Origin of the sequence: Nocardioides antri (assembly GCF_008373765.1) — a bacterium.
Taxonomy (GTDB): Bacteria; Actinomycetota; Actinomycetes; order Propionibacteriales; family Nocardioidaceae; genus Nocardioides; species Nocardioides antri.
The window spans coordinates 1-267 of record NZ_VUJW01000049.1; the positions used below are offsets into that span (position 1 = coordinate 1).

Here is a 267-nt window from a genome sequence, read left to right on the forward strand (position 1 = left end):
CGCGGATCCGCTGCTCGAGGTCGGGTCGGCTGCCGGGCTCGGCGTGCATCTCCTGCGTGATCAGGTCGGCGAGCTGGTGCACGGTGATCAGCCAGCCTCGGGCGGCCACCGGACCGGGCGTGGTGGGGTCGTAGAACGCCATGCCCCCGCCCCACACGCTCGAGGCTCCCGCGAAGTACACGCTGCCGGGCAGCCACAGCGGCTTGGTGCCGGCCGGCGGGCTGGTGTCGCGGCAGCCGGGGTTGCTCCGGGCACCGCCCGGGGGGA

Annotated in this window: 1 pseudogene; it reads right to left on the reverse strand. The window is 75.3% G+C overall.

Annotated features, from left to right (window positions below):
* A pseudogene (locus F0U47_RS21475) lies at positions 1-267 on the reverse strand (histone deacetylase); the annotation flags it as partial.